Origin of the sequence: Caballeronia sp. SEWSISQ10-4 2 (assembly GCF_030464885.1) — a bacterium.
In the GTDB taxonomy this organism is placed as follows: Bacteria; Pseudomonadota; Gammaproteobacteria; order Burkholderiales; family Burkholderiaceae; genus Caballeronia.
The window spans coordinates 16867-40206 of sequence record NZ_JALPRJ010000075.1; the positions used below are offsets into that span (position 1 = coordinate 16867).

General features: G+C 60.0%; 23 protein-coding genes and 1 pseudogene. 6 read left to right on the forward strand and 18 right to left on the reverse strand.

Going from position 1 to position 23340, the window contains the following annotated elements:
- The first annotated feature begins 144 nt into the window (after window positions 1–144).
- On the forward strand, window positions 145–1179 hold the full coding sequence (locus M0D69_RS34600; RefSeq protein WP_301786332.1) for a LacI family DNA-binding transcriptional regulator: 1035 nt from the start codon (window positions 145–147) through the stop codon (window positions 1177–1179).
- Window positions 1180–1374: 195 nt separating this feature from the next.
- Here the strand turns inward: M0D69_RS34600 and mug are convergent, their stop codons facing one another.
- Window positions 1375–1953: a G/U mismatch-specific DNA glycosylase gene (mug, locus tag M0D69_RS34605; RefSeq protein ID WP_301786351.1), complete on the reverse strand. Its 579-nt coding sequence runs from the start codon at window positions 1951–1953 to the stop codon at window positions 1375–1377.
- A gap of 224 nt (window positions 1954–2177) precedes the next feature.
- On the opposite strand from mug, the gene M0D69_RS34610 reads away from it, so the two are divergent.
- The 4 genes from M0D69_RS34610 to M0D69_RS34625 all read left to right on the forward strand — a co-directional run bounded on the left by M0D69_RS34610 (window position 2178) and on the right by M0D69_RS34625 (window position 7160).
- Entirely contained in the window at window positions 2178–2750 is a 573-nt protein-coding gene (locus M0D69_RS34610; protein ID WP_301786333.1) for a LysR substrate-binding domain-containing protein, read from the forward strand.
- Window positions 2751–3140: 390 nt separating this feature from the next.
- On the forward strand, window positions 3141–5261 hold the full coding sequence (locus M0D69_RS34615; protein ID WP_301786334.1) for a LamG-like jellyroll fold domain-containing protein: 2121 nt from the start codon (window positions 3141–3143) through the stop codon (window positions 5259–5261).
- 543 nt (window positions 5262–5804) lie between these two features.
- Complete coding sequence (locus M0D69_RS34620) at window positions 5805–6743, forward strand: aldo/keto reductase (RefSeq protein ID WP_301786335.1); 939 nt, start codon at window positions 5805–5807, stop codon at window positions 6741–6743.
- A gap of 33 nt (window positions 6744–6776) precedes the next feature.
- Complete coding sequence (locus M0D69_RS34625) at window positions 6777–7160, forward strand: nuclear transport factor 2 family protein (RefSeq protein WP_301786336.1); 384 nt, start codon at window positions 6777–6779, stop codon at window positions 7158–7160.
- A gap of 49 nt (window positions 7161–7209) precedes the next feature.
- On the opposite strand, the gene mdcH is transcribed toward M0D69_RS34625, so the two are convergent.
- Genes mdcH through M0D69_RS34665 form a run of 8 tightly spaced genes read right to left on the reverse strand, consistent with a single transcriptional unit; the run spans window position 7210 to window position 14068 of the window.
- The gene (mdcH, locus tag M0D69_RS34630) at window positions 7210–8148 is read right to left on the reverse strand and encodes a malonate decarboxylase subunit epsilon (protein ID WP_301786337.1); all 939 of its coding nucleotides are present in this window, start codon (window positions 8146–8148) and stop codon (window positions 7210–7212) included.
- Window positions 8145–8771, reverse strand: a complete 627-nt coding sequence (locus M0D69_RS34635) for a malonate decarboxylase holo-ACP synthase (RefSeq protein ID WP_301786338.1) — start codon at window positions 8769–8771, stop codon at window positions 8145–8147. The genes mdcH and M0D69_RS34635 overlap by 4 nt, the downstream gene beginning before the upstream one ends.
- Window positions 8768–9589 carry a biotin-independent malonate decarboxylase subunit gamma gene (gene mdcE, locus M0D69_RS34640; RefSeq protein WP_301786339.1) on the reverse strand — a complete coding sequence of 274 codons (822 nt, stop codon included), beginning with the start codon at window positions 9587–9589 and terminating at the stop codon, window positions 8768–8770. Before mdcE ends, M0D69_RS34635 begins: the two co-directional genes overlap by 4 nt.
- Entirely contained in the window at window positions 9586–10431 is an 846-nt protein-coding gene (locus M0D69_RS34645; protein WP_301786340.1) for a biotin-independent malonate decarboxylase subunit beta, read from the reverse strand. Before M0D69_RS34645 ends, mdcE begins: the two co-directional genes overlap by 4 nt.
- Window positions 10428–10730, reverse strand: coding sequence for a malonate decarboxylase subunit delta (locus tag M0D69_RS34650; protein ID WP_047848894.1), 303 nt, complete (start codon window positions 10728–10730; stop codon window positions 10428–10430). Before M0D69_RS34650 ends, M0D69_RS34645 begins: the two co-directional genes overlap by 4 nt.
- A gap of 15 nt (window positions 10731–10745) precedes the next feature.
- Entirely contained in the window at window positions 10746–11603 is an 858-nt protein-coding gene (locus tag M0D69_RS34655) for a triphosphoribosyl-dephospho-CoA synthase (protein ID WP_301786341.1), read from the reverse strand.
- Window positions 11604–11608: 5 nt separating this feature from the next.
- Window positions 11609–13285, reverse strand: coding sequence for a malonate decarboxylase subunit alpha (mdcA, locus tag M0D69_RS34660; RefSeq protein WP_301786342.1), 1677 nt, complete (start codon window positions 13283–13285; stop codon window positions 11609–11611).
- Between the two features lie 42 nt (window positions 13286–13327).
- On the reverse strand, window positions 13328–14068 hold the full coding sequence (locus M0D69_RS34665) for a GntR family transcriptional regulator (RefSeq protein ID WP_301786343.1): 741 nt from the start codon (window positions 14066–14068) through the stop codon (window positions 13328–13330).
- Window positions 14069–14236: 168 nt separating this feature from the next.
- Between M0D69_RS34665 and M0D69_RS34670 the strand changes: the two genes are divergently transcribed.
- The gene (locus tag M0D69_RS34670) at window positions 14237–15544 is read left to right on the forward strand and encodes an MFS transporter (RefSeq protein WP_301786344.1); all 1308 of its coding nucleotides are present in this window, start codon (window positions 14237–14239) and stop codon (window positions 15542–15544) included.
- A 212-nt stretch (window positions 15545–15756) separates the two neighbouring features.
- Here the strand turns inward: M0D69_RS34670 and M0D69_RS34675 are convergent.
- The 9 genes and pseudogenes from M0D69_RS34675 to M0D69_RS34715 form a co-directional block, all read right to left on the reverse strand.
- Window positions 15757–16437: pseudogene (locus M0D69_RS34675) on the reverse strand (IS256 family transposase); the annotation flags it as partial.
- Window positions 16438–16454: 17 nt separating this feature from the next.
- Complete coding sequence (gene speB, locus M0D69_RS34680) at window positions 16455–17393, reverse strand: agmatinase (RefSeq protein ID WP_301786345.1); 939 nt, start codon at window positions 17391–17393, stop codon at window positions 16455–16457.
- Window positions 17394–17403: 10 nt separating this feature from the next.
- Window positions 17404–17946, reverse strand: a complete 543-nt coding sequence (locus tag M0D69_RS34685; protein ID WP_301786352.1) for a cupin domain-containing protein — start codon at window positions 17944–17946, stop codon at window positions 17404–17406.
- Between the two features lie 125 nt (window positions 17947–18071).
- On the reverse strand, window positions 18072–18764 hold the full coding sequence (locus M0D69_RS34690; protein WP_277038669.1) for an urea carboxylase-associated family protein: 693 nt from the start codon (window positions 18762–18764) through the stop codon (window positions 18072–18074).
- Between the two features lie 25 nt (window positions 18765–18789).
- Complete coding sequence (locus tag M0D69_RS34695; RefSeq protein WP_301786346.1) at window positions 18790–20040, reverse strand: M20 family metallo-hydrolase; 1251 nt, start codon at window positions 20038–20040, stop codon at window positions 18790–18792.
- On the reverse strand, window positions 20037–20840 hold the full coding sequence (locus tag M0D69_RS34700; RefSeq protein WP_301786347.1) for an amino acid ABC transporter ATP-binding protein: 804 nt from the start codon (window positions 20838–20840) through the stop codon (window positions 20037–20039). The genes M0D69_RS34695 and M0D69_RS34700 overlap by 4 nt, the downstream gene beginning before the upstream one ends.
- Complete coding sequence (locus M0D69_RS34705; RefSeq protein WP_301786348.1) at window positions 20837–21490, reverse strand: amino acid ABC transporter permease; 654 nt, start codon at window positions 21488–21490, stop codon at window positions 20837–20839. The genes M0D69_RS34700 and M0D69_RS34705 overlap by 4 nt, the downstream gene beginning before the upstream one ends.
- Before the next feature lie 7 nt (window positions 21491–21497).
- Window positions 21498–22160 (reverse strand): amino acid ABC transporter permease, encoded by a 663-nt coding sequence (locus M0D69_RS34710; RefSeq protein WP_301786349.1) that lies wholly within the window; start codon window positions 22158–22160, stop codon window positions 21498–21500.
- 15 nt (window positions 22161–22175) lie between these two features.
- Window positions 22176–23033, reverse strand: a complete 858-nt coding sequence (locus tag M0D69_RS34715) for a transporter substrate-binding domain-containing protein (protein ID WP_301786350.1) — start codon at window positions 23031–23033, stop codon at window positions 22176–22178.
- Window positions 23034–23340 lie beyond the last annotated feature (307 nt).

A 23340-nucleotide genomic window follows, 5' to 3' on the forward strand; every position in this document is an offset into this window, starting at 1 on the left:
ATAATAGGGAGCAGCCATCCTCTATGAAATGCGTATTTACCCCAGCCGGGATAAGACCTCGGACCGTGTACTTCAACGGATGCGACCTGCAGAGTGATAGCTGGCTGTAATGATTGGTTAATCCTACTAAGTTGATTTGTGCTCATGGCAAGACAGACCCCCACGTTGGCTCGGCTCGCGGAGCTAGCCGGCATTTCTCAGATGAGCGCGTCGCGCGCCATCAACGACCGTCATGGGGTGTCGGAGCAGACACGCAGTAAGGTTCTGCGCATTGCCGCGGAGATCGGTTATGTCGCCAACAGGACCGCGCAGAAATTGTCAGGCGGACGTACCCGTATTGTCGGCTTGCTCACTCCAGTCCGGCAGGATCAGTTTGTCAGCGAGTTGATCATCGGTGCGGGTCGGGCAGCTCGAAACGCGGGTTATGAGATGCTTGTGTATCCAATGTTCGACGAGGATCGTGAGACGCACCACAACGTGTTGACGCTACTGGAGCAGTTTTCGGACGGACTGGTGGCGATCCTTCCACACGATGACGCGCCCTATCTAAAGGCGCTGAATGAGGCGGATATACCGGTGGTGGTGGTGGATCAGCGTGGTGTTTTCCCGCAATATCCCTCGGTTGCATCCGACAATTACGAGGGCGCGCGTCTGGCTGTGCAGCATTTGGTCGCACTCGGCCATACGCGGATTGCATTTATCAGCGGTGACGAGCGGCTGACAGCAGCGCACGACAGGGCGCGCGGTTTTAATGACGCGATGCGACAGCAGGGCCTGCGTCCTGAAGCGAGCTTGACGGCGATCGGGCGGTTTAGTCAGGCGATGGGTTTCAAGGCAGCATCGCATCTGTTGAAGCTAAAGCGACCGCCGACCGCGATCTTTGCCGCGAATGATTTGAGCGCGTTTGGTGCGATCGCCGCGGCGCACGAACTGGGAATGCGTGTCCCGGAGGACGTTTCCGTGATCGGGTTCGACGATGTCCCGATGGCGTCGCAGGTTTATCCCCCGCTTACGACCATTCGTCAGCCGCTACAACAGATGGGGAGATCGGCGGTCAACATATTATTGGCCCGGATTGCCGGGATCGAATCGCCCTCGGATCGCATCACGTTACCGACAGATTTGATCCTACGCAGCTCGACTGCGCGACCTGCGGAAAAACGTGTCACGCAGCGATAATGCCATGTAGGTGTAGCGCGCACCTATTCGTCAACTCGCGTTTTGCGGTGGAGTCGGGGACGTAGTCCCTAAGCGTACTTCCGACTGGTCATTCGAACCTCGGTCAGGACATCGAGCCGAGCCCATTAATAGAGCCGCTGGAGTTTTGGTTCCAGTCAAATCGGGAGTGCTGGCGGGCAAGTCGGAACGTACGGCCTAGTCTACTGTGCGAGTTCTCGAAGCCGAACCAGCCGGTGCGATGGCAAGACGAAGTTCCCGATAGGCAGTCACCAGCGCGTCGAGGCTGAATGTCCGGTTCAGGCCGCTGGGATTCGGCAACACCCATGCGCGGGCGCCGCCGAATGCTGCCGGTTGCGGGCCCCAGGCAATGTCGCGACTGCCCGACATTGCACAGAGCGCCATCTTCCCGAGGAAGGCAACACATTGTGGCGCATATCGTTCAATCTTCCGCTCGAATTCGGTCGCAGCCGCTTTGAACTCCCATTGTGATAGTTCGTCTGCTCGTACGGTCGGACGCGAGACCACGGTTGTGAGACCACAACCATACTGCAGGAGTGTGCGGTCGTCTTGAGGACAAATCTGTTCGGGAGTAAAACCCGCGAGATGAACGGCCTGCCAGAACCGATTGCCTCTGCCGGCAAAGTGGTGTCCGGTCGATGCTGCACGGACGCCCGGATTTATGCCGCAAAATACCACTGATAAACCCGGTTCAAGGATATCGGCAAGACCTGGAAGTGAATCGGAGCGAGTCACGGATGGTGTAAGCCTTTTCATGAAGTACATTCGAGCCGCAGAGTGAGAACAACAGGCTACCTCAACTACACTGTCTTCTGATTGCACCGAGATGCTCTGACGGAAGGGCTTGGAACCATCCTCGCCTGGTCCTCCATCGGGAGGGGGCCCTCAGAAGGGCAGTTTGGGCCACTCCGTCGCGGCGGACAAGCGACAAGAGGGGCGATTTCAGGTAAAACGTGTCCCGATTCTGGCCAGCGACGTATATGCCACTGGCTCTCCACGCGAGGGGTGTCTGCGCTAAGTACGGCGTCGACGAGTCTCGCCGTGTGCGAAGACGCCCGATCGCGCGCGGCTCGCCGCGAACGCGCGTGAGCCATGTCAACCCGTCGAAGCAAGCCGACAGATGCGGGCGTTCGCTACTACGAACGTTGCGTCGCGCTTCTTCGGGATTTAGACGAAATGGACGCCGACGCTCAGGCTTCCAAGGGAAGCAAAAGCGGAATAGTCCGTGTCAGCATGCCCTCACTAGTCGCGAAGTCGACTGTTATCCCGCAACTACCGAAATTTTTCGCGAGAAGAGCGCGATCCTGGTGAACGACGCAGATACCTACGTGGCATGTGGGCTTGCTGGCCTCGGACTGATACAGGGGAGCACCTTCATACTCGACGCTCATGTGCGATTCGGCCGACTGAGCAAGGTTCTGAGAGACTATCCGTTAAATCCCCGCCCTGTGTCCGTTGTGTATATGCCTAATCGAACCAAGCCAAGGCGGGTCGACATTTTTATCGACTGGTTAATAGATTCGTATTCGATTCATCTTGCCGACCAAAGCTAGTTCGCGGGCATTCATTCTGTTGCCCCTGCTTCAGTCTCCTTTCTTGTCCATTACTGGACGCGCAAACAGAATCAGTTTTTCCTTACGTTAAATTCAGCATGCCCGTACGCCATTCGCTCTACGCGAGCGAGCATTTTTGTCCGATAACAAGGTGGCGGCGGATCGTGCTTTTGTTGTTATACCGGCTACGAAGGCAAACGTTTGCTGGCAAATGTCTGCCGAGGTATCTCGTGTCGTGGCGACGCGTTTCGCCGGGTGGCATCTCACCCTCCGCTCGCAGTTCATTCACCACATAACATACGAGGACGATATGACGAGTAACGACGATCAAAGCAAAGGAATGTCGCGGCGAAGTTTTCTGTACAGCCTCGGCGCGCTGGCGCTGTCGGCGTGCGACGGGGGGAGCAGCCCCGCGACCATGGCCGTGAGCCGCGCGACAAACCGGGACTCCATATCGACTGTGACCTTGGCACATGTCGCCAACGGCGCGACGGAGGTACGTTCGTCCATCCCGGACTGCTGCATACGCAGAGCGATTTCGACCGGATGGCGCAGAAGGTCGCCACACAGGCGTCTCCGTGGTATGACGGGTGGAACGTGCTGATCGCCAACGGCCGTTCACACCTGTCCTGGTCGCCGCGCCCTCAGGCCGAAGTCGACCGCGGGGGTTCCGGCGCACAAAACTATCCGGTGCTGTACAACGACATTGCCGCAGCTTACGCATGCGCGCTGCGCTGGAAAATATCGGGCGATACGGCATACGCCGACAAGGCCGTGCAGATCATGAATGCCTGGTCTTCGACATTGCAGCGGCTCGGCGGGGATACCAACGTAGACCTGGCGGCCGGTATTTACGGCTACGAGTTTGCGAACGCCGGCGAAATCATGCGCAACTATGTGGGCTGGGCAGCAACCGACTTTGCGGCGTTCCAGTCGATGATGCTCAACATCTTCTACCCGATCAACGTCGACTTTCTGAACCGGCACAACAATACTGACGTCACTCACTACTGGGCCAACTGGGACTTATGCAACATGGCGTCGATAATGGCGATCGGCGTGCTGTGCGACGACCACACGCTGTTCGATCAGGCGGTCAATTACTTTATCGATGGCGCCGGTAACGGTGCAATTGCCCAAGCCGTCTATTACGTGCACCCCGGCTATCTCGGACAATGGCAGGAGACGGGGCGCGACCAGGGGCACAACACGCTTGGCATCGCGCTTGGCGGTGCAATCTGCGAGATGGCGTGGAACCAGGGTATCGACCTTTACGGCTATGACAACAACCGCTTTCTCGCCGGCGCGGAATACGTGGCGAAGGCGAATCTGGTGCAAGCGGACGGCACATACAACACGGTGCCGTATGTGACCTATTCGAATGTCGACGTGACGCAAACAGGCTTTTCGACCGCCTCGCAGGGCACGATCCGGCCATGCTGGGCGCTCGTCTACAACCACTACGTGAATCGCAAAGGGCTTGCGGCGCCGTGGTCGACGAAGTTCGCGCTGGCGATCCAGCCCGAAGGCGGAGGCGGCAACTACGGCACGGCCAGCGGCGGTTACGATCAACTTGGCTACGGCACGCTTACGTGCACGCGCGACGCCGTCACGCCCGTCGCTGCGCCGAACGGTCTTACAGCGTTCCCGAGCGCCGGACAGGTCGTGCTGTCATGGTGGGGCGTGGCGAACGGCACGAGCTACAACGTGAAGCGTGCGTCCAGTTCAGGAGGATCGTACACAACCATCGCGAGCGGTATCGCCGATCCGCTGACGTACACCGACACGCCGTCAGCGGGCACATGGTATTACGTCGTGAGTGCGCAGACAGCGTCGGGCGAAAGCGCGAACTCGGCGGAGGCCGTCGCGGTGACGGCGGTGCAACTGCATACGTATCTGAATTTCGACGAAGCAAGCGGCACGAGCGCCGCCGACGCGACGGGCAACGGCCATACGGGCACGCTCGCCGGCGGCGCGGCTCATGTTGCGGGGAAGATCGGCAATGCGGTGTCGCTCGACGGCTCGAGCGGCTACGTCAGCCTGCCCAACAACTTTGTTGCCGATGTCTCGGATTTCACCATTACGGCGTGGGTCTTCTGGAACGGCGGCAAAGCATGGACTCGCATCTTCGATTTCGGTACGGGCACGGGACGCTACGTGTTCCTCACACCGAAGAACTCCGGTGGTGTCATGCGCTTTGCGATCACGACCAATGGCGGACACGGCGAGCTCGGCATCAACGGCAACGCCGCGCTGCCAACAGGACAATGGGCGCACGTCGCCGTGACGTTATCAGGCACGGCAGCCACCTTGTATCTGAACGGTAGTGTGATCGGCAGCGCGACAGATGTTGTCTTCGCACCGTGGCGCGTCGGTCCGACTGCACAGAACTGGATCGGACGCTCGCAGTATTCGGGCGACCCGTTCTTCAATGGGACGATCGACGAGTTCCGCATCTATCGCGGTGCAATGTCGAGCGATCAGATCTCGGCGCTCGTGCAGAGTGCGTAACATGCAAGCGTGAACTGATTCGCTATACGCGTTGGACTGGGCCTCGGACTTCGAAGTCCAGTTCTGTCGATATAGATAGCTGGGCATTCTTAGCTACGCGCTACCCCGCCCTGGAATTCGTCTGCTACACTGGATTAACAAGCAGGCCTATTTGGCGCTCGGTTTGACCCTGATGGCGGCGGCTGAGTTTTGAATCAACGCGACTCCATTAACACTTCAACTCCCGCACACTCGACACAGAATTTGGCCTCAGAGAGAAGGGTTTCAAGGCGCCGTTGCTGCTCGCATCGGGTTATCGAAAAGATTCCGACCCCTTTGCCAAAGCCCCGAAGTCGCGCCTGCCGATGAAGCGGCATTTCACATTCCTTCAAATAACGAGACTTAGTAGGCAGTTCACGAACTCTTTAGCTAGGGATTCGCTATGAAGCGGTTAGCCGGCTCAACTATGTCGATGTCTTTTCTGTTCATGGACCTGGCGCCACTATTGCGCGCTCAAGCATTGGTCCTTTGTCGCCGGGCGCGAGATAATGCGGAGGTGTTGTCATGACTGATCCTTCCGATTTTCGGAGCAGAAGGATAGTGCTTAATCACGGCGGCGGCCGTATGCCCGCACTCGGATTTGGCACGCTGATCCCCGATGCAGCTACGACCACCCGCTCTACCAGAGACGCGCTGGAAGCCGGATATCGACACGTCGATTGCGCCGAGCGATATCGGAACGAGCGTGAGGTGGGCGAGGCCCTGCGGGTAGGGCTTGCTGCCGGAGGAATCGCGCGCGAAGACATCTTTGTGACCACAAAATTGTGGAACTCCAATCATCGGCCCGAACGTGTCGAACCGGCTTTCGATGCGAGTCTTGGCAGGCTTGGGCTCGACTATCTGGATCTCTATCTCATTCACACTCCGTTTGCATTTCAGCCAGGGGATGAGCAGGATCCGCGCGATGAAAACGGCGATGTCATCTACGATAAAGGCGTGACCTTGCTCGACACATGGAGGGCGATGGAAGATCTTGTCGACCATGGAAAATGCCGCGCCATCGGACTGTCCGACATCACCTTGAACAGATTGCAGCCCCTTTACGAATCGGCACGAATCAAGCCGACGGTGGTGGAGGTCGAAGCGCATCCGTATCTTCCAGAAACGGAACTTCTGGAATTCTGCAAGGAGAAAGAGATAGTGTTTTTGGCCTTTGCGCCATTGGGTCACGGAATAAGGCCGGGGCCGCTTGAGGACCCGGTCATTTCCCAGATTGCCGAGCGAATTGGCAAGACGCCAGCACAGGTACTGCTTGCCTGGGCGCTGCAGCGTGGTGGGGCTTTGCTTACTACGCCCAAGACTGCGGCCCGCGCGCGAGAAAATTTCGATATCTCCGCGCTTCCAGCAGACGCGTTTGACGAGATTAACCGGATTCAGACCAGGCAGAGGTTCAACGAGGTCGTCAACACCGGCAGCGGGAGCTTCCTCTCGCAAAGTAAATGATAGCGAAACGTGGACCGTATCCGGAGGCAGCCGATGCATGAGGAAAAAATACGTGAAGCCTTGACTGCGCACTGGAACGCGTCGGCAGCCGGCGATCTCAACGCGGAACACGATATTTACGATGACGATGCCATCTGTGATTATCCGCAATCAGGTGAACGAATCCTCGGGCGAAGCAATTTGCAGGCGTTGCGGAGTCATCATCCAGATAAGCCATCGGGTTTCGACGTCAGGCGAATTCAAGGAGAAGGTAATCTCTGGGTCACGGAATACTCTATCACCTATAAGGGGCCAGCGGCGTACGTGGTGAGCATCATGGAGTTCTGCAACGGTAAGGTCATTCACGAGACCCAGTATTTTTCGGATCCCTTTGAAGCACCCGGTTGGCGGAGTCGATGGGTGGAGCAGATCGCGTGACGTCGCATTGCGGCGAGATAAGCCCGTTAGCTTAACGGCCGCATAGATTTCACTTTGTCTGGCGCCCGCCACGTGCCCGTATCAGCGCAGCGGCCGATGTAATCGATGTCTGCTCCACCGCGACCTTTGCGATCGCGGGCAGCGCTTCTTCGGCTAGTTGCGTCAGCGTGCGCCCCGGCGGCATTTCGACGAATACCTGCGCTCCGAGTTCACCCAGCACGATAGTCGAGTCGTGCCAACGCACGGGATATCGCAGGTTGGTCGCAAGGTCGGTGCGAATGGCATCGGCCTGACGCAAGGGACGTGCGCCGCGATTGCTTATATACGGAATCGATGGAGCACGAAACGCGATCTTGCTAGCTGCTTCGGTGAGCACGCGAGCGGCATCGTCGAGAAGCACGCAGTGGGACGGCACGCTCACCGCAAGCCGCTCGGCCTTGCGTGCGCCGGCACCCAACGCGCGTTCGCGCACGCGGTCGAGATCCGCGTCGGCACCTGCGACCACGATCTGCCGCGGTGCATTCAAGTTCGCGATATAAGCGGCCTGCGTATGAGCGTTCGCGATCACCGCGTCGAGCTCGCGCTCGCTAAGACCGGATACAGCGAGCATCCCGTAACCCTGCGGATAAGCGCGCTCCATCAATTGCGCGCGCAGGTGCAGGAGCCTTAAAGCGTCATCGAAAGAAATGGCGCCGCACGCGACCGCTGCGCCATACGCACCCACCGATAAACCTGCCACCGCGTCCGCCATGACACCTTCATCGTGCAATGCCCGCACCGTTGCTACACTCGCGACCAGCAAGCTGATCTGCACGGCGACGGTGGAATTCAATGCATCGGCATGGTCGAGATCGAGCACGTTCATATGCAGCACGTCGGAAGCTTCTTCGATGGTCTCGGCAATCCGCGCGTGCGGCGTGGCACCGCCGAGCGTGTGCAAAAAGCCCGCGAATTGCGAGCCTTGACCGGGGAAGAGGAACGTGATCATGCGGCGCAACTCGTCTGCCAGGGATCGGCGACGAGCTTCGGGCCATCGGCGCAACGCAGCATCACGCGCGAGCCTGGGTGCGCGAATTCGGCCAGCGAGAACGCTGCGTCCTGAGTCTGGATTTGCATATCAACGTGCGTGCCGTGGTCGAGCGCCGCTTGGGTGAGTGCATCGAATAAGGTCTTCGCTGTGGTGCGGTTCAGTCGCTCGGGCACGCGCATCAACAGATCGAGATCGCTCGTTTGCGTGACCGTCGGACAGCCACTCGCCAGTTCGAAGCCGACGCTGCCGGTGGGTCCCCAAACGTAGCCGGTTGCGTCGCAGAGTGGGGCGATCGCTTCGAGCAATGTGAATGCGTGCGACATTGAGCGGCTTGCTAAAGCTTGCACGTTCCTAAGCGCTTCCGGCCTCAGCACCAACTCAACATAACGTGGGTCAAGCCAGGAGCCAAAACGTTCACTGCGTGTCTCGCCCCGAACGCCAACCGCGATCAAGCCGTTCAACGAGACCGCCCGTCGAACCACCACGAACGGTGCGCGTTTCAATGACGCGGCGACCCACGCCGGCGCGTCCGAAAAATTGGGCGTGCCCGGCGCGAGCCGCAGCAGATCGTGTGGGCTCACGACGCGTCCCATTGCTCCGCCATGCGCTTGCGGACTTCTATCGACGCCGCACGAATCCGCTTCGCATCCGCCGATTCCAACCGCGACGACAGATCGCGCGGCCCCTGCCGGGCATCGTCGATAGCAGCGATCAACGATGCCCGCACGCGTCCGATATCTTCGTGCCCGGGCGCATCCGCATCAATGCCGGCGATCAGCTCATGCAGCAGCCCAAGCTTTGCGTAAGCGCTCATCTTGTACGACATGGGCAGCACGCGGTCGCCGAGTTCGTCGAGTCCTTCCACACTGCGCCGCGTGACGCGCGCGGCCGCTTCCTTGCCCATTGCATGCACGCTGATGCCGCTCGCGTCCAGCGCGATGATCCGGTTCGCCTGATAGCCATGCGCGAGAAAAGCACCGGACATCGCCGGGCCAACGATCAGCGCAATCACGGGATGTCCGGCAAGCCGCGCACTTGCGTAGGCATCGACGGCGGCAGCGCACGCCAGATGGACGCCGAGCAATTCCTCGCGGCGTCCATAAGCCTGGCTTTTCACATCGACGATAGCCACGATCGGACGCTTGACCGAAGTCTCGCGGTCCGCATCCATCGCGTTACGTACGGCGCGCGCGAGCAGCCAGCCTTGTTCGAGGCCGACCACGTTATCGGTCGCGCGCGGAAAGCGGTTATGCGGATCGGGAACGACGGTGATGAAACGCGCGGTCGTCTCACCGAGCAGTGCTTCGGCACTGCGGATCGGACCTTCGTTGTTCGACGTCGAGCATTTGCCCGACGTCAACGCGTCGAACCAGATTTGCCCACGTGATGCTTCCATCATGCATCTCCTTGCCAAAGCGTCCGCAACACAGCGGGATCGATTGCGGATGGATCGACGCGCGCAAGCCGTTCAAGTTGCGCATCGACCTGTTCTGTTCGATGGCTCGCCGGCACGCCGCGTTCGAACGCGCTGAGCACGGCGTCGCGAACCTGATTCGCGTCGTCTTCCACGAGGGTATCGGCAAGACCCACGGCTGCACGTTGTTCGCCGCCGATCATCGACCAGATGAGCCGACGGTCGCGTGAATCGAGCTCTTCCACGCCCGCTTCCTGTTCGATGACTTCAGGTCCGTTCATTCCCAGCCGCGCCTGCCGTGTCATCACGAGCCGGCTGCATAGCGCCGCTGCAAGGGACATTCCGCCGAAGCAGCCGACCATGCCGCCGATCACACCGACCACCGGCACGTATCGACGCAACGCGACGATCGCCGCCTGAATCTCCGCGATCACCGCGAGGCCGAGATTTGCTTCCTGCAGCCGAACGCCGCCGGTTTCGAACAGGATCACCGGCCGTATCTTTCGGCCCGCTTCGAACTCACGCACAGCCAGTTCAAGCGCCGCCGCGATCTTCGCACCCGACACTTCGCCGATGCTGCCGCCCTGGAACGCGGGCTCGATCGCAGCGATAACCGCCGCCTCGCCACCGAGCTTACCGCGTGCGATAACCACGCCGTCGTCGGCCTGGCAGACGACATTCTGCATGGCGAGCCACGGCGATTCCAGCCGGTCAAACGGCCCGATCAGCTCGCGGAAAGTGCCGGCATCGAGCAATGCACGGGCGCGCCCGCGTGCGGTCAGTTCAATAAAACTATGCTGCGCGATGAAGGTATCGTGGGCGCTCACGGTGCATCTCCTTCGCTCGCTTCCACCGCTTCGGCGAGACGCAACATGACGACACCGGGCGTCGCGCCGAAATCGTTGAGTTCGAGTCGGGCGGCGCCGTCGTAGCGCGAGAAGAAGCGGTCGAGCACGCTTTTCCAGACGTGTTCATACCCGTCCACGCTCGTGCGGATCACGACTTCCGCGTGTTGACTCTCCGATGGCGACAGCAAAATTTCCAGGTCGCCCGAGCCGACCACGCCCACATGCGCACGTTGCGGCACGGGACGGGTGGCGGGATATTCGTAGCGCAAGTTTTCCATGGCGTGTTCTCCGCGTCAGTCGACGCGCGGCAAAGTGTCGAGGAAGAGGGTGGCGGCCAGCAGATCCGCTGCGCCTCCGGGCGATGCGTTCAGTTCGGTTAGCCGGTGATCGAGACGGGTGAGTGCGGCGCGGCCTTGCGGTTGCGCTGCGCCGCCTGCTTGCAGTACGTCTCGTGCGCCGGATTGCGCCGCTTCGAGCGCGATGCGCCCACCACGATGCAGCACGCAGGTGTCGTCGAGTGTCGCGATGATGGCGAGCAACGCATCGAGCCGCGCTTCGTCTTCAGTCGCGCCATTCGCACGGGATCGATGCAACGCGGGCAAGCCGGCTTCGAGCACGTGCGGGAAACCCTCTGCGGCCTGCCCGCGCGCGCCCGCCACGCCGAAGCGCTGGATCACGCGCGCGCCGTTACTCAACGCGTTGGGCGACGGGGCGAAACGATCGTCGAAGCGCGCAATAGCGGCGGCTTGTGCACAGAGCACGGAGGGGTCGCCGAGCGGACTCATTGCGGCAGCGGCGCATAACAAGCCGACAACCCAGATCGCCCCACGATGCGCATTGCTGCCATTCGTTGCACGCAGCATAGCGACTTCACCTTCACGGCCGATACGGGCAAGTTGTTCACGCAGCCGTTGCGATGGTTTTTCGCCGATGGCTGCGCACGCCAGCTCAAGAAAAGTCGATCGCAACGAACGCGCCGAGCGCAGCATGAGGTCGAGGTCGAGATCGCGATGTGCACCGCTTCCACGCCGGTCCACCAGCGCGGGTTTCGGCGTGAGGCACGCTTCGTCGATCAACGCGGCGACCGCTGTATCCGCGATGATCGACGGGTCGCAGGCGACGTCGAAGAATACGGGTTGAGTGCAGGCCATCGCGATCACCAGCCGCGAAATTTTGCCGGCGGCTCATACAACCCGCCCGACCACGCGACCAGATCGTCGATACTTCGCGCCGCCAGCAACGAGCGTTTCGCTTCGCCGCGCCGGATGCCGAGGTCTTCAGGATACGCAACAATGCCCCGCCGACGCAATTCCGCCGTCTTGGCCGGGTCGGCGCGCATGCCGACGGGTGTCACCCCCGCCACCGCGCGCAACGCCGCACGGCGCTCCTCCACGCCTTCGGCCGCGTGCAGGTACGCGATGCCCTCTTCGGTCACGACATGGCTCACGTCGTCGCCGTAGATCATCACCGGGGCGATCGGCATGTTGCTCTGCTTGCCGACGGCGATGGCATCGAGCGCATCCACAATGGTCGGTTCGCCGCCCTTCTTGAAGGTCTCGGCGGTTTGAACAACGAGTTTATGACCGCGTCCAATCGCGCTGTTCGGTCCGTCGTTTTTCATCAACTTCAACCACGCGGCGCTCGAATGACGGCGTCCGCGCGGATCGTGTCCCATGTTCGGCGCACCACCGAATCCGGCGAGGCGGCCAAGCGTCACGGTCGATGAATTCGCGTCGGCGTCCATCTGCAACGTCGAGCCGATAAACAGATCGACGCCATATTGACCCGCAAGCTGGCACAGCACGCGGTTGGATCGCAGGCTGCCATCGCGGCCGGTAAAGAACACATCCGAGCGCGCTTCGATGTAATCCTCCATGCCCACTTCGCTGCCGAAGCAATGCACGCTTTCCACCCATCCACTCTCGATAGCCGGAATCAGCGTGGGATGCGGATTGAGTGCCCAGTGCGTGCAGATCTTGCCCTTCAGGTCGTGCGCCGCGCCATAGGTCGGCAGCAGCAACTCGATCGCGGCGGTATCGAAGCCGATGCCGTGATTCAGCGCCGTCACGCCATAACGTTCGTAGATGCCGCGTATGGTCATCATCGCCATGAGAATCTGCAACTCGCCGATATGACGCGGATCGCGCGTGAACAGCGGTTCGACGGCAAACGGCCGGTCCGCTTGCACGACTACATCGACCCACGAGCCGGGGATATCGACGCGCGGCAGTTCATCAACGATCTCGTTCACCTGCGCCACCACGATGCCATGACGGAACGCAGTGGCCTCAACGATGGTCGGTGTGTCCTCGGTATTCGGACCGGTATACAAATTGCCGTGACGGTCGGCCTGCACCGCGCAGACCAGCGCAACTTGCGGCGTCAGGTCGATGAACATGCGCGCATACAACTCGATATACGTATAGATCGCGCCGATCTCGAGCTGTCCGTCTTCGAGCAATTGCGCCACGCGTAGGCTCTGCGGCCCCGCGAACGAAAAGTCCACTTTCCGGGCGATGCCACGTTCGAACAGCGTGAGATGTTCGGGCCGGCTGATGCTGGATATGAGCAGATGCACGTCGTGCACACGGGCCGGATCGAGCTTGGCGAATGCGCGCGAAAGGAAGTCGGCTTGTTTCTGGTTGTTGCCTTCCAGTGCGACACGATCACCGGATTGAATCAGGGTTTCCAGGGCATCGACGATGCGTTCTGCCTTGAGCACGCCGTTGTCGAGCCAGTCTTCGATAGCCTTCAGGCGTCGGGCCTTTTCCAGCGCACGCGTATTCCACTGACGCGGTGCCGGGGCGGTTTCAGCTTGGGCGGAGGGATTCATGCGGTGGCCTCGGTGTTGCTCGATATTGAATGAATCCAGCGATCAGGCTGAGCGCGAAGCGGAAGCACGGCGGCGCTTCTTCGGCTGCGCGGCCTGAGCCTGCAATTGCGCGTCATGAAGAAAACGATAAACCAGTTCGCCGGTCGCGAGCAGATGGCGTGCGACGAGTGTTTGCGCCGCTTCGGTATCGCGGGCGCGCAACGCCTCGAGAATGCCTTCGTGCTCGGCGTCCGACTGGCCTTTGAACGTGGGCATGCCGAACTTGAGCCGCAGATAACGCTCGCCTCGCCGATGCATCGTACCGATCAGTTCCATCAGATGAGGACGCTCGGCGGGCGCATACAGGCTCATATGAAACTGCTCGTTGCGCACTACATAGAGTGCCTGGTCCGGCTCGTTGGCCGCGGCCTCCAGCAATTTGTGCGCCTCGGCCAGCGTCGCCTCCGTATGACGTTCGATCGCGATACCGATCGCGAGACTCTCCAGCGAGGCGCGGATCTCGTAGATCTCTCGGGCTTCATCGGGCGATTGCAGACTCACCGATGCACCGCGATTCTGCTCGATGGTGACCCAGCCCTCGCTGTCCAGTTGCCTGAACGCCTCGCGTACGGGAATGGCGCTGACGGAGAACTGCCTGGCGATAGCGTCCTGCCGCAGCGGCTCACCCGGCAGCAGCGTGCCTTCGACAATCGCCGAGCGCAACGCGTCTGCTATATAACGCGACGTGCTTTGGCGCGGCTCGAATTGCGCCTCGCGGAATAAGGGATTCAGCTCGTTTTTCATGCTTTTTCCTCCGAAGCTAGGTACAAGTGCGGAGTGGTCAACAGCTCACTTTCAAATATTATATATGAAAATGCACTTTAGGCTGGCAACGCGAGGCCCGGTGCTTACCCGCAGACGCCCGGTCAACCGAACAGAGCGCGTCGTTTCACATCTACCAGGAAGACAGTCATGCCAAGCACGCTGGAACGTTCGATAGGCGCCACCCGGCGCACGCGTACGCCACTTAACCGGACACAGATCGTAGGCTTTTGGGGCGCCTGGGCGGGTTGGACGCTCGATGGCATGGACTCGTTCATCTATGCGCTGGTACTGGCGCCTGCGTTGACGGAATTGTTGCCGAGGTCGGGCTACGCGGCCACGCCGGCGAATGTCGGATTGGCCGGGTCGATCCTGTTCGCGCTGTTCCTCGTGGGTTGGGGGCTGTCGTTCATCTGGGGGCCGCTTGCCGATCGCTTCGGGCGCACCAAGGTGCTCGCCGCGACGATCTTCACCTTTGCGATCTTTACCGGGCTTGCCGCGACCTCACACACCGTGTGGGAACTGGGCATCTATCGCTTTCTTGCGGGCGTGGGCATTGGCGGGGAGTGGGCGCTGGCAGGCACTTACGTTGCGGAAGCGTGGCCGGAAGATCGTCGCAAGATGGGTGCGGGTTATCTTCAGACGGGGTATTACGCTGGCTTCTTCATGGCTGCTGCACTTAACTATACGATCGGCGCGGCCTTCGGCTGGCGCGCGATGTTCCTGGTCGGCGTAGTGCCGGTGATCGTGTCCATCATCGTGTTGCTGCGCGTGAAGGAAACCGACAAGTGGCAGAAGGTCGAAGCGACGGTGGTCAAGCAGGCGAGTTCGCTGCGATCGATTTTCTCCGCGCAATATAAGCAGCGGACCATCGTTGCGACGGTGTTGTTGACTGTGGCTATCATCGGCTTGTGGGCGGGGGCCGTGTACGAACCTTCCGCAGTCATTCAACTAGCAACGAAGGCTGGCATGACGAAGGCGGATGCTGCGCGGACCGCATCGATTGCAACGGGGTTGTTGTCGATCGGGACGATTATCGGTTGTCTTGCGTTGCCGCCTATTGCCGAGCGTATCGGCCGCAAACTCACGTTGGCGGTGTACTTCGTGGGCATGGCGTTATCGATTGTGCTGGCGTTCGGCTGGGCCTTCTATTTGGAGAATGGGCTTGTGCCGTTTATCGCGTTGCTGGTGGTGTTGGGTTTCTTCGGCGGCAATTTCGCGTTGTTCAGCCTGTGGTTGCCGGAGCAGTTCGAAACTCGCGTGCGTGCTACGGCGTTTGCTTTTTGTACATCGATAGGACGTTTTTTTGGGGCGATCGTGAATTTTGGAATCGGCGCAATGGTGCTGCACATGAAGACGCTCGGCGTGCCTATTGCTCTGACTGCTATTGCGTTTGTGATCGGGCTGGCGGTGATTCCTTTTGCGCCGGAAACGAAGGGGCAGGATTTACCGACGTAAGGTTGCTCGCGCCGGTGGACGGGTTTGGGGTTTTGGTCTGCTGGCGCTGGTGGTCGGAGTCGTTGCTGGGTTGGGGTTTTTGGAATCGGTGGTCGGGGTCAATGCTGGGTTGGTGCTGCTTAGGCTCGCGGTCGTTATATGTTGGATGTTTTCTTTATCACTATTAGCCACTGTGCGTGGGTGTCCCGGATTTTGTGTAAACGGATTTTCGTCTAACCCTGCGACATCCGGTCTTCGAACTGGATGGCGAAGCGGTTTAGGGCCGCCTTCCAGTCTCTGATCGGCATCGTCCATTTCTTGCTAATGTTGTTCAGCGCCAGGTAAAACAGCTTCATTACGGCGTCGTCAGTCGGAAATGAACTGCGCGTTTTGATGACTTTTCGCAGGCTCATGTTGATCGATTCGATCGCGTTGGTCGTGTAGATTACCTTTCGGATCTCCGGCGGGTAGTCGAAGAACGGTATCACCCGGGCCCAGTTACGCCGCCAGCTCTGGCCAATCAAGGCGTAGTCCTTGTCCCATTTGGCCTCGAAGGCGCTCAGCATTTGCTCGGCCACCTCGACGGTCAATGAGGTGTAAATCGTCCTCAGATCGGCGGCCACTTCGCGCTGCAGTTTCCATGATACGTAGTTCAGGCTGTTGCGCACCATATGCACGATGCACAACTGCACGGCAGCCTTGGGGTAGACCGCTTCAATCGCTTCTGGAAAGCCCTTGAGCCCGTCCACGCAGGCAATAAAAATGTCTTGCACGCCGCGCGTCTTCAACTCGGTCACCACCTGCAGCCAGAATTTGGCCCCTTCAGTCTGGGCTATCCACAGCCCCAGGACCTCCTTGTGGCCATCCATGTTCACGCCGATCGCCAAGTACACCGCCTTGGTACGCACAGCCCCCCGGCCCACTAAGACCCTCATTCAAAACGGCGCGCCAGCAAACACAGTATTTCATACATCAGCGTAGCGGCAACAAGTGCAGTGTTGCCACTCGGATCATAAGGCGGTGACACTTCCACCACATCACCGCCGACCCAATTCAACCCATCAAGTCCGCGCAGCAGCGCCAGGGTTTCACGGGTCGTCAGCCCGCCTATTTCAGGCGTGCCCGTACCGGGCGTAAAGACCGGATCGAGCCCGTCGACATCGAGTGAAAGATACGTCGGTCCATCACCCACGACCTTGCGTGCTTCATCGATGATCGCACCCACGCCCCGTGCCTCGAACTCTTCGATAAACACCACCCGCATGCCGCTTTCCAGCGAATAGCGCCAGCCTTCATCGGAATTCTGCGCACCGCGAATGCCAATCTGAATGGTCCGCTTCGGGTCGAGCAACCCCGCTTCCACCGCGCGGCGAAACGGCGCACCGTGCGTGAACTTCGATCCCTTGAAACTATCCCAAGTGTCCGTGTGTGCATCGATATGCACCATGCCGATAGGTTGCTTCGGCGCCATCGCCTGGAAGATCGGATAGGTGATGGAATGATCACCGCCCGCGCTCAACGGGATCTTGCCAGCCGCGAAGACGGGCTCGAAGAAACGCCGGATGTCTTCATGCGAGCGTTCCAGATGATAGAGATCGGTGAACGGCACATCGCCGATATCGCCGACGCGGCAGACATCGAACGGATTGAAACGCGTCACATGATGGATCGCGCGCGTCATGCACGACATGTTGCGGATCTCGCGCGGACCGAAACGCGCACCGGGTCGCGCTGTTACGCCGCCGTCGAACGGCACGCCGGCCAGAACGATATCGAGTTGATCGATACTCGTGCAGTACGGCACGCGCATGAAGGTGGGAATGCCGCTGAAACGGGGTAACGCCATCTGGCTTCGATCGGTGCCGGGCATGATGTTCTCGTCAGAAGGTGGGCGGTGTATTGGTCCACAGCACGCGCGTCACCGCCTTGCCGGGGTTGCGATAGCTGTGCGGAACCGTGCTGGGGAAATAGAAGGTGTCGCCTGCATGCAGCAGATAACATTCATCGCCGAGCGTCAGTTCGAACTCGCCTTCAATCACATAACCGAGTTCTTCGCCTGCATGGCTGATCTGCTCGTCGCTGCTGGCAAGCGGTTCGATCACGTGGATATCGCTTTGCAGCAGTTGTCCCGCAGCAGGCACGATCACCCGTTCAAGCATGATCGAAAGACGCTTGCCGGCAGACGGGAACTCGGTGGTGGGACGCTCGTTTGCGCGCTGCACGGGCGAGGTATTGATGTCCGGTCCCGAGACGAGCGCGCCCACGTTGGTCGACAACGCCAGCGCGATCTTGTGCAGCGTGGCAAGCGAAGGCTGCGCGTGGCCGCCTTCGAGTTTGGACAACATGCTCTCCGAGCAACCGGCCTCCGCTGCGAGCGCTTTTAGCGTCAACTGCTTGACCATGCGCGCGTGTTTGAGGCGCACGCCGAGCGCCGCGGCCGGATCAGGTTGCGCTTCGAGCGACTTGGCGTGCGTTCGGCGCGGATTCGCCGGTTTGCGTGTTGCAGTTTTTTTTGTGACCACCGGAAGGCTCTTTAAAAGTAGGGGATCTACGCGAGCACCGTGAATTCGACTTCCAGCGGATTGAGCGCGTTGATCGGAATAATATCCTGCGGGCAAGCGGACATCACCACGACGCAATCCATCAGCGCCTTGATATCCACGTAATCTCCGGCCTTTGACACCGGCGCGAGCCATTCGATGGAATAGTCCGGCTTGATCGGAATGTTCATCCACAGGTTGAACGGTTGCGGCACTTCGCGGGCGCGCAAGCCGATTGCTTTCAGCGCGAGCCGCATGTTGTCGGCGCAGTTGTCGTGATAGCCGGCCACGCCCAGGTTCTTGTAGCGATACAGATCGCATGCAGCCATCAGTGTGTCGTGCACACCCGGCGATGTGTCCGTGACCAGTTCGGCAATCGGCCGGCGATGATTGGTCATCAGCGGATCGCCAGCCTGTGGAATCACTTTATCCAGCGATGCGCGTGCATGTTCGAACGACAGGAATTCGTCGAGGTGATCGGCGTTGAAGATCCACGTATCGCAGACCTGAGTGCCATGCGTATTCGTGATGCGGATTGTCTGGCCCGACTTCACGCGCACCGCGCGGCCATTGCGCGCCGGGACCGTGTACGTCTTGCCGATCTCGGGCGTGCCATCGGCGGAAATGGGTTCGCGCAGCGTGGCGTTTTCGCCGAGTGCATGGCTGTTGTCGTGATGATGTTCAACGTGCGGCGTGCTCATGGTGACTCCTTCAGTCGTATCGGTTTCAAGGTGCTTCGTTGCAGAGATGAACCAGGCAGTGTGCGAGTGCGCGTGCGCCCAGTACGAGGTGATCGTCGTCGGTGGCTTCAAGCGGGTTGTGGCTGATGCCGCCGCGACTCGGAACAAACAGCATCGCGCTCGGGCAATGTTTCGCAAGATACATGGCGTCGTGGAATGCTCCCGACGTGATGCTCAGCGATAGCACATCGAGCGCGTGGCATGCGTCGGCTACGCGTTGAATCACTGCGGGTGCGAAGTCGACGGGTGGATGGATGAACAGCGCTTCCGATGTCACGCCGTTTCGCACCGTGCAGTCCAGAAGTTTGCGATCGAACGCGTCGAGCACGGCTGGATCCGGGTGACGGAAGTCGATGCTGAACGTGACCTCCGATGCAATCGTGTTGATCGAGTTCGGCAATACGGTCCAGCGCCCGAAGGTGATGCGGGTGTCGTCGCCGCCTAGCTGATGCGCGAAGGCCGAGATCTCGGCGCGTATGCACACAGCGAGCGTCATGGCGTCGTCACGCGCATGCATAGGCGTGGTGCCTGCGTGCGCCGCGACGCCCTTGCAACGCACCGCGTACCAGCGCACGCCTTGAATGCCCTTGACCACACCGAGGGGAATATTGGCGAGTTCGAGCAATGGGCCTTGCTCAATATGCAACTCGATGAACGCATGCGCCGCCTTTTCTACGGCACGCGTTTCGAGCGAGGGGAACGCTTCACGGTGAGTAGCAAGTGCGGCGGCCAGCGTGATGCCATCGCCGTCTTTGGCCTGGCAATAATGCTCGAGCAAATCGGAATCGACGAACGCGCTCGATCCCATCGCGCCCGGTTGGAAGCGCGTGCCTTCTTCGTTGGTCCACGCCGCTACTTCGAGCGGGCGGCGCGTCTGGATGCCGGCATCGTTCAGTGCGGCGAGGCATTCGAAGCCCGCGAGCACGCCGTAGCTGCCATCGAGCTTGCCGCCGGTCGGCTGCGTATCGACATGGCTGCCGGTCATTACCGGCGGAAGATCTTCGAGACCCGCGCGACGGAAAAACAGGTTCGCGCAGGCGTCCGTGCGTACTGTGCAACCGAGCGCTATGGCGCGTTCGATCAAATGACGCCGCGCGTTTATGTCCGTGGGAGACAGTGCAGGGCGATCCACGCCCCCGTCTTCGCGCGCACCGAAACGAGCGAGCGTTTCGATCGAATCGAGCAGACGCGATGCATCGACACAAGCGCTCGCCTTGAGTGCGTCGTCCTGCATCATGCGACTCCGGTGACAGAGGTCAGACTGCGATCGAACCAGGGCTTCAGGAACTGCTGCAAACGCGGCGTGCGTGTGTTGCCGAAAATCTGTTCAGGCGGCCCGGCTTCCACAATCTGCCCGGCTTCCATGAACACCACGTGGTCCGAGATCTTCGCGGCGAAGCTCATCTCGTGCGTGACCATGACCATGGTCATGCCGTCTTGCGCAAGCGAGCGGATCACGCTCAATACTTCTTCCACGAGTTCAGGATCAAGCGCGGAAGTCGGCTCGTCCAGCAACATCACTTCCGGTTCGATCGCCAATGCGCGCGCAATGCCCACGCGTTGTTGCTGACCGCCGCTGAGAGACGCGGGGTAAGCATCCGCTTTCTCGGCAAGGCCGACGCGCGTAAGCGCAGCCAGCGCCTGTCCATGCGCATCGGCTTTGTTCGTTTTCTTCGACAACACCAGCGGCGCAGCCACGTTCCCCAGCACGGTCATGTGCGGCCACAGATTGAATTGCTGGAACACCATGGACACAGGCCGACGAACTTCCGCGATGCTCTTTTCACTGTCGCGATCGCGCTCCGAGCGGCCAGCGGAGCGGTAGCCGAGCAACTGGCCTTTGATCCACACTTCGCCTTCGTCGTAGGCTTCGAGGAAATTCATGCAGCGCAGCGCGGTTGTCTTGCCGGAACCCGAAGGCCCGATCAGCGAGACTATTTCACCGCGTGTCACCGCGAGGTCGATGCCCTTGAGCACGCGATTAGCGCCATACGATTTACCCACGGCGCGCAGTTCGAGAATGGGCAATGAACTCATGAAGTTTTCCGCGAAGGAGCACTCATCGCCTGCGCGCACCGGGCGGCGATGGCGATGCATTGCGTGAGAAGCCAGTAGCACACGATCAACATCGCGTACGGCGCGATGTACGTATAAGTCGAGGCGACGATGTCGCTTGCTGTCATCGTCAATTCGGGCACGGTAATGATCGACGCCACTGCACTTTCCTTGATGACAAGAATGGTCTGGTTCGCGAGCAACGGAATGGCAAACGCGATCGCCTGGGGCATTTCGATGCTGCGGAAAGCGGACCACCGGCTGATGCCAAACGCGCGCGCCGCTTCCATGTGGCCGCGCGGAATGCTGGCCCAGCCGGCGCGAAAAATCTCCGCGAAGTAGGCCGCGGAATAGAACGCCAACGACACAATAGTCGCCTGCACGGCGGTCATAGTGATGCCGATCACGGGCAAGCCAAAATAGACAATCACCAGTTGCGACAGATACGGGGTACCGCGCACGAGCCACACATAGACGCGATACGGTCCAGCAAGCCAGCGCGGAAATTGCAGCCGCAGCGCGTTCAACGCGAAGCCACCCAGCGCGCCGATAAAGGCCGCGAGCAAGCTGACCTCGAGCGTAATGAGGATGGCTTCGGCGAAGCGCGGTATGAGCGAGAGAAAACTGTTCATGGATATTTCAGGCTCGCCGCGCCACGCGCCGTTCGATACCCCGGCCGGCAAGCGACAGCAGCGAAGTGATCGCGAGATAGAAGCAGGCAGCGAGCGTGTAGACCTCGAGCGGCCGGTAACTGACTGAAGACAATTGCTGGCCGACGCGCATCAGGTCGGTGACGGCAATCACCGACACTACTGCAGACGCCTTCACGATATCGATCATCTCCGACACCAGTGCCGGCAGTGTCAACGCAACCACTTGGGGAATCTCGACATGCCACAACGTCTGGCGACGCGTGAGATTGAAGGTCTGCGCAGCTTCGATCTGCCCGCGCGGAATCGCGATAAAACCGGTGCCGAGAATTTGCGACTGATACGCCGCCGTATTCATCGATAAACCCACGGCCGCCGCGACTACACCAGGGATGGCCCACCCGAGCCCCGACGGCACGTAATAAAACACCAGCAATTGCGCGAGCACTGGCGTGCCGCGAAAGAGGCTCACATAGACCCGCGCAGCCGTGGCCAGCGTGCGGCTCTTGCTCGCTGACATCATGTAGATGAAGATGCTCGCGAAGAAACCGCACGCTACCGCGATCGCTGAAAGCCACAGTGTCGTGATGGCGCCGTCCAGCAGTTGCGGCAGATAACCGAGACAGCGCGCGAGGAGATCGGGTGGATTCATGTCGATGGATGCTGCTTACATCGACGGTTCGGGCATGGTGTCGGCGGGAACGTCCATGGTCGTGCCGAACCACTTCATCTGCAGCGCCTTCATGGTGCCGTCATGATTTGCACGCGCGATGCCGTCGCTGAAGAGCTTGAGCAGCGCCGCACTGTCCGTGTCCTTACGTGCGACCCACGCGAAATAGCTCTTCGGTCCAATGCTTTGCGGCAGCAGGGTGAACACGCCTGGACGTGACTTCAGCAGGGGTCCGAGATTCGAGACCGACTGCGCGACCGCATCGAGCCGGCCCACCGCGAGATCCGCATAAGCTTCGTCGAAGGCAACGTATTGCTTGATCTGCTTGATACCCGAACCGCCGGCGGCCTTCAGATTCTTGTCGAGCGTCATCAACGCCTGCAATTGTGCCGAGCCCGTTTGCGATCCGACGATCTTGCCGTTGAGGTCGTTCGGCGACTTAATGGAAGCTTCGTTCGAACGCACCAGCACGCCTGCGGTTGCATCTGCAATGGGCAACGTGAACGCGAAGTGGCTCGCGCGATCCTTATTGACGGTGACGGCAGTGATGACCATGTCGAAGCGTTTTGCGTCGAGGCCCGGCAGCAAGCCCTGGAACGGCAGGTCGAGTTGCTTGAGCTTGACGTCGGGCAAGGACTTCAATACGTATTGCAGAAGGTCCGCGTCATAACCCACGATCTTGCCGTTCTCGATAGACTCGAACGGGGCATAACGCGCTTCCGTTCCCACCGTGATTTCCTTGTTCGCCTTCACGCGGGCTAGCAGGTCGCCGCTTTGCGCGTGACCCGGGATCGACGCGCATAGCGCAAGCGCGCCGGTCATCGACAAGACAAACGTACGGAGTGACTTATGCATGATGCTCCCGTGCGGCCACGCCGCAAAGATGGGTTAGTGAGTGTATTCAAGTAACTTGAATAAAATTCACTATGCATGAAGTGTGCCACATAAAAAGGCTTGTGCGGGCGTTAATTGACGCCACTTGCGTGCACCGTCGTGGGATTTGAAAGAGGTCAGGCACCGATAAAGTGCCGTCATGCACAAGGTAACGACAGGGCGGTCGTTGGGGCGGGCGGGGGTGGTGATGCTGGGTTGGTGCTTTCGGCCGTGGTGGTCTGCGTGAGTTAGCTGATTTTTTTATCACTATTAGCCACTGTGCGTGGCG

Bases quoted from the DNA above. Each gene is read 5' to 3' on its own strand.
- M0D69_RS34600 (WP_301786332.1), top strand. From the start codon at position 145: ATGGCAAGACAGACCCCCACGTTGGCTCGGCTCGCGGAGCTAGCCGGC.
- mug (WP_301786351.1), bottom strand. From the start codon at position 1,953: ATGAAAAGGCTTACACCATCCGTGACTCGCTCCGATTCACTTCCAGGT.
- M0D69_RS34610 (WP_301786333.1), top strand. From the start codon at position 2,178: ATGCCACTGGCTCTCCACGCGAGGGGTGTCTGCGCTAAGTACGGCGTC.
- M0D69_RS34620 (WP_301786335.1), top strand. From the start codon at position 5,805: ATGACTGATCCTTCCGATTTTCGGAGCAGAAGGATAGTGCTTAATCAC.
- M0D69_RS34625 (WP_301786336.1), top strand. From the start codon at position 6,777: ATGCATGAGGAAAAAATACGTGAAGCCTTGACTGCGCACTGGAACGCG.
- mdcH (WP_301786337.1), bottom strand. From the start codon at position 8,148: ATGATCACGTTCCTCTTCCCCGGTCAAGGCTCGCAATTCGCGGGCTTT.
- mdcE (WP_301786339.1), bottom strand. From the start codon at position 9,589: ATGATGGAAGCATCACGTGGGCAAATCTGGTTCGACGCGTTGACGTCG.
- M0D69_RS34650 (WP_047848894.1), bottom strand. From the start codon at position 10,730: ATGGAAAACTTGCGCTACGAATATCCCGCCACCCGTCCCGTGCCGCAA.
- M0D69_RS34655 (WP_301786341.1), bottom strand. From the start codon at position 11,603: ATGGCCTGCACTCAACCCGTATTCTTCGACGTCGCCTGCGACCCGTCG.
- mdcA (WP_301786342.1), bottom strand. From the start codon at position 13,285: ATGAATCCCTCCGCCCAAGCTGAAACCGCCCCGGCACCGCGTCAGTGG.
- M0D69_RS34665 (WP_301786343.1), bottom strand. From the start codon at position 14,068: ATGAAAAACGAGCTGAATCCCTTATTCCGCGAGGCGCAATTCGAGCCG.
- M0D69_RS34670 (WP_301786344.1), top strand. From the start codon at position 14,237: ATGCCAAGCACGCTGGAACGTTCGATAGGCGCCACCCGGCGCACGCGT.
- speB (WP_301786345.1), bottom strand. From the start codon at position 17,393: ATGCCCGGCACCGATCGAAGCCAGATGGCGTTACCCCGTTTCAGCGGC.
- M0D69_RS34690 (WP_277038669.1), bottom strand. From the start codon at position 18,764: ATGAGCACGCCGCACGTTGAACATCATCACGACAACAGCCATGCACTC.
- M0D69_RS34695 (WP_301786346.1), bottom strand. From the start codon at position 20,040: ATGATGCAGGACGACGCACTCAAGGCGAGCGCTTGTGTCGATGCATCG.
- M0D69_RS34700 (WP_301786347.1), bottom strand. From the start codon at position 20,840: ATGAGTTCATTGCCCATTCTCGAACTGCGCGCCGTGGGTAAATCGTAT.
- M0D69_RS34705 (WP_301786348.1), bottom strand. From the start codon at position 21,490: ATGAACAGTTTTCTCTCGCTCATACCGCGCTTCGCCGAAGCCATCCTC.
- M0D69_RS34710 (WP_301786349.1), bottom strand. From the start codon at position 22,160: ATGAATCCACCCGATCTCCTCGCGCGCTGTCTCGGTTATCTGCCGCAA.
- M0D69_RS34715 (WP_301786350.1), bottom strand. From the start codon at position 23,033: ATGCATAAGTCACTCCGTACGTTTGTCTTGTCGATGACCGGCGCGCTT.